This is a genomic window from Patulibacter sp. NPDC049589, from assembly GCF_040675535.1.
GTDB lineage: Bacteria > Actinomycetota > Thermoleophilia > Solirubrobacterales > Solirubrobacteraceae > Patulibacter.
In genome coordinates this window covers 1-3,912 of record NZ_JBFAPC010000284.1, presented here as the reverse complement: position 1 = coordinate 3,912, position 3,912 = coordinate 1, and the positions used below count along the sequence as shown (strand labels likewise).

4 protein-coding genes and 1 pseudogene are annotated in these 3,912 nt (G+C 77.5%); 1 reads left to right on the top strand and 4 read right to left on the bottom strand.

The window, feature by feature from the left end; all coding sequences use genetic code 11:
• Positions 1–209 precede the first annotated feature (209 nt).
• A complete protein-coding gene (locus tag AB0L40_RS27080; protein WP_364361801.1) occupies positions 210–851 on the bottom strand; it encodes a methylated-DNA--[protein]-cysteine S-methyltransferase in 642 nt (213 codons plus the stop codon).
• A 160-nt stretch (positions 852–1,011) separates the two neighbouring features.
• Positions 1,012–1,527 carry a sigma-70 family RNA polymerase sigma factor gene (locus AB0L40_RS27075; protein WP_364361799.1) on the bottom strand — a complete coding sequence of 172 codons (516 nt, stop codon included), beginning with the start codon at positions 1,525–1,527 and terminating at the stop codon, positions 1,012–1,014.
• A 47-nt stretch (positions 1,528–1,574) separates the two neighbouring features.
• On the opposite strand from AB0L40_RS27075, the gene AB0L40_RS27070 reads away from it, so the two are divergent.
• Entirely contained in the window at positions 1,575–1,859 is a 285-nt protein-coding gene (locus AB0L40_RS27070; RefSeq protein WP_364361797.1) for a hypothetical protein, read from the top strand.
• A 582-nt stretch (positions 1,860–2,441) separates the two neighbouring features.
• Here AB0L40_RS27070 and AB0L40_RS27065 read toward each other — a convergent pair.
• The gene (locus AB0L40_RS27065) at positions 2,442–3,248 is read right to left on the bottom strand and encodes a hypothetical protein (protein WP_364361795.1); all 807 of its coding nucleotides are present in this window, start codon (positions 3,246–3,248) and stop codon (positions 2,442–2,444) included.
• 372 nt (positions 3,249–3,620) lie between these two features.
• A pseudogene (locus AB0L40_RS27060) lies at positions 3,621–3,912 on the bottom strand (patatin); the annotation flags it as partial.

Sequence of the window (3,912 nt, the reverse complement as noted above, 5' to 3'; positions counted from 1 at the left end):
CGAGCGAGGCCGCGGCTGCTGGAATCAGCCGCTTTCAAGCCCTGCTTGGGAGGTCACTCTTCCTCATCCACCCGACAGAACGGTGGATTCAGGCTGAGCGGCTTGGTGTCAGTTTCTGGGCGTGCCCGGAACTGATCACTGATCGCGGAGGCGTGGTGGTCGGGGTGCGGGGTGCGCGTCGGCATGGCGGTGCGGTGGCGCGCGGCGGCCTACGCCGCGATGGCGCCCTCGAGCGCCAGCAGCCGCTCCTTCATCTCCACGCCCCCGAGGTAGGCGCCGAGCCCGCCGTCCGAGCGCACCACGCGGTGGCACGGCACGAGGATCGGCAGCGGGTTGGTGGCCAGCGCGGTGCCGGCGGCGCGGACGGCGTTCGCGCTGCCGGCGTCGGTCGCCACCCGCCGGTACGACGCGGTCGTGCCGTACGGGATCAGCGCCGTGGCGCGCAGCACCTCGCGGCGGAACGCCCGGCTGAGCGCCCAGTCCAGCGGCACGTCGAACGCGCGGCGGTCGCCGTCGAAGTACTCGTCGAGCTCGCGGCGCACCGCGCTCAGCGCCGGGGTCGCGACCCGCACCACGCGCGCCGAGATCGCCCCGGCCACGGCCTCGAGCACCGCGTCGGGGTCCTCGGCGGGCAGCACGAGGCGGACGATCCCCCGCGGCGTCGCCGCGATCCGCAGCGGGCCGACCGGGCTCTCGTGGTCCTCGTAGGCGACGTCGACGAGCCCGTCGGCGACCGCCCGGGCGGCGAACCGGGCGCGGACCGCGGCCCAGTCGTCGCCGGCCGAAGCGGGCAGCCCGGCCCGCAGGGCGCCGGTGAGCTCCGGATCGTCGGTCGGATCGGTGGTGCTCATGCTCGTAGGACGTCCCGGGGGTCGGTTCCGTGAGGGCGGGGACGGGACGGGTGGGTCGTGGAGCCGCGGCGGCGACCGGCGGCGCACATCGCCGCCGGTCTGATGTGGGTCGCGGCGGTGCGTCCCGTGGTCGGTCCGACGTGGGTCGCGGCGCGGGCGGTCATCGCTCGACCTCGTCGCGCAGCCGGCGCAGGCCCTCGAAGACGCTGCGGCGGGCGGCCTCGACCGACGTGCCCATCGCGACGGCGACGTCGGCGTGCGAGAGGTCCGCCAGGTACCGGAGCGCGAGCGCCTCGCGCTGCTTCGGGGGCAGCGTCGCAACCCGCGCCCAGATCCCGGACCCCGGCTCCGGGTCGTGCCACGGGTCCAGGTGCGCCTCCAGGTCGTCGCCGGCCGGGTCCGGCGCCCGCGCGGCCGACCGGGCGGCGTCGACGATCTTGCGCTGGGCGATCTGGAACAGCCAGCCGCCGACCGCGCCGGGGTCGCGCAGCTCGTCGTACGCCCGCAGCGCGGCGAGCAACGTCTCCTGGAAGCACTCCTCCCCGCGGTCGGGTCCCATCCGGGCGACGCAGAACCGCAGCACGGCCGGCCCGTGGCGCTCCACGACCACCTCGAACGGCGGACGCGGCACGGGCCGGCGTCGACGGCGCGGGGCTGCGGGGGTCGGATCGCTCACGCGCGCCCCACCTTCGCGGACGGGGCGGTCGGCGTGCGTGGGACGTGGTGCCTGCCGGCGCCGGGACCGGACCGCGCGGCGAGACGGCCCCGCGTGGCCGGGCGGACCTGCACGGCCGGTCGGACCTGCGGGGCCGGGAGGACACGCTCGTCGGGGCGGACCTGCGGGGCCGGGAGGACCTGCGGGGCCGGGAGGACCTGCGGGGCCGGGAGGACCTGCGGGGCCGGGAGGACACGCCCGTCGGGGCGGACCTGCGGGGCCGGGAGGACACGCCCGGCGGGGCGATCAGGCGGCACGTCGTCCGTTGGACGGCCGGGGCGCACGGAACGTGAGAGACCGACGGACGGCTCCGGGCCGGCCCGTCGTTTCTCGGGTGGGCGACGGTTCCGCCCGGGCGCTCCGCAGTGGGATCGCACGTGCCCCGAAGCGCCATCTCGTGTGTGAATCGTTTGATTCACCACCTGCATGAGGCATCCGGGGACACGACACCGGGGCGCGCGACCGGCGCGACCCGGGGCGCGCGTAGCGGGGGGGCGGGCGCGGCCCGGGGCCGCGACGCCCACCAGGAAACCGACCTGGCAGGTGCCGAATCTGGTGTCGGCGGCCGGGTCAGGTCCGCCGGCGGCCCGGTGCGACACGCCCACCAGGAAACCCACCTGGCAGGTACCAAGTCTGGTGCCGGGCGCCCACCCTCGGCCGGCCGCGGCACGGCAACCAGGAAACCCACCTCGCAGCTACCAAGCCTGGTGCCGACCGCCGGCCCACGCCCACCGCCAGCCGACCACGGGACGCCCACCAGGAAACCGACCCCGTAGGTCGCAATCCTGGTGACCGCCCCCGAGCCCCGAGCCTCGCCGCCCACCGGCCGCCCCCGCGGCCCGGAGCGCGCACCGCCTCCCGACCGCGTCCCGCCGTCAGCCGCCCGACCCGGCCCGGTCCGTCTCGGCCGCGGCCGGGGTGCCCACCTCCACGGGGGACGCGTCATCCGCCGGCAGCGCCGACGGCTCGTCGCGCTCGACGCGGCGGCCGCGGGCCAGGGACGAGGCGAGGAGGACGCACTCCGCGGTGGCCTCGGCGACGGCGCGGACGAGGTCGCCGGCGTCCTCGCCGGCGTCGTCCTGCGCGAGCCGCCAGGAGAGCGTCGCCAGGCGACGGCGCTCGTAGGAGAGCCGGGCCTCGACCGGATCGACGCCGTCGGCCAGGTCGCCGCGCTCGACGGTCGTGCGCATCAGGGCGAGCGCCTCGTGCTCGTGCGCGAGCCAGGTCGCGTCGTCGATCGTCAGCAGCGCGCTCGGCCGCGGGGCCCAGGACGGCGTCAGGCCGTCGAGGGTGCGTGCCCGGGCGTCGGGGTCGTCGAGGACCTCCGGATCCGGCCGGCGCGGCCGTCCGCCCGGATCGCGTCGGACGGGGAAGGCCTCGGCCGACCGGAAGGCCCGCTCGGCGCCGGCCCAGCGCAGCTCGGTGGCGTGCGCGCCGCCGGCGCCCAGGAGCGGTGCGATCTCGTCCCACCCGGAGCCGGAGATCCGCTCGAGGACGACCGCGCGCTCCAGCAGCCGGCCCTCGGCAGCACCGGACGGGTCGCGACCGACCACCCGCCCGAGCAGGCGATCGCGGCCCGCGGCGGCGGGGACGAGGTCCGCCATCCGCGGGATCCGCGACGCGGCGGTCGCGGCGCTCAGGGCGGCGAGGTTGAGGGTGCTCCAGCGGGGGCGGTTCGCCATGGGGTGCTCCGGGGCCCGCCGGAGCGGATCGGAAGGACGCCGGGAATCCGGGGTCCTGCCCATCGTGCGCCCGTCCGGTACCAGCGGCGTGTGCGCCGGGTATCAGGCCGGTGGCGGCGCGGAGGAATCGGACGATCGTCCGGAGGCCGCGCGTCCCCGGCCGCCCGCCGACGGCGCGATGGCCCGCCGGACGGCGGGCCGGTCTTCACGGTCGACGTAGCCGGTGCGGGCCGACCCACGCCGTGGCGGTCCCGCCCCCGGCCCAGGCCGCGGTGGTGACCCAACCGCCGCCCGCGTCCGGCTAGGCCGTGGCGGTCCAGCCGCCAGCCCGCCTCCGGCCCAGGCCGCGGTGGCCCAACCGCCGCCCGCGACTCAGGCCGCGACGGTCGAGCCGCCACGTCCGCCGCCGCCCGCGTCCGGCTCCGGCTCCGGGTCGTCCGTCCGGCGGCGCCGGCGGTTCGTGTGCTCCTCCGGCGGGATGCGGCCCGTGTCGAAGTCGAAGTCGTGGCCGGCCTCCGAGCACCAGAAGTCCGGGTGGCGGTCCAGCCAGTCGTGGGCGTCGCGCTTGCCGGCCTCGATCAGGAGGTCGAAGTAGAGGTCGTCGAAGAGGAGGAACGACAAGAGCTCGCCGCGCGCCGGGGTGCGGCCGTTGCCGAGCAGACGG

Coding starts and splice junctions, on each gene's coding strand:
- AB0L40_RS27065 (WP_364361795.1), bottom strand. CDS start 3,248: ATGGCGAACCGCCCCCGCTGGAGCACCCTCAACCTCGCCGCCCTGAGC.
- AB0L40_RS27080 (WP_364361801.1), bottom strand. CDS start 851: ATGAGCACCACCGATCCGACCGACGATCCGGAGCTCACCGGCGCCCTG.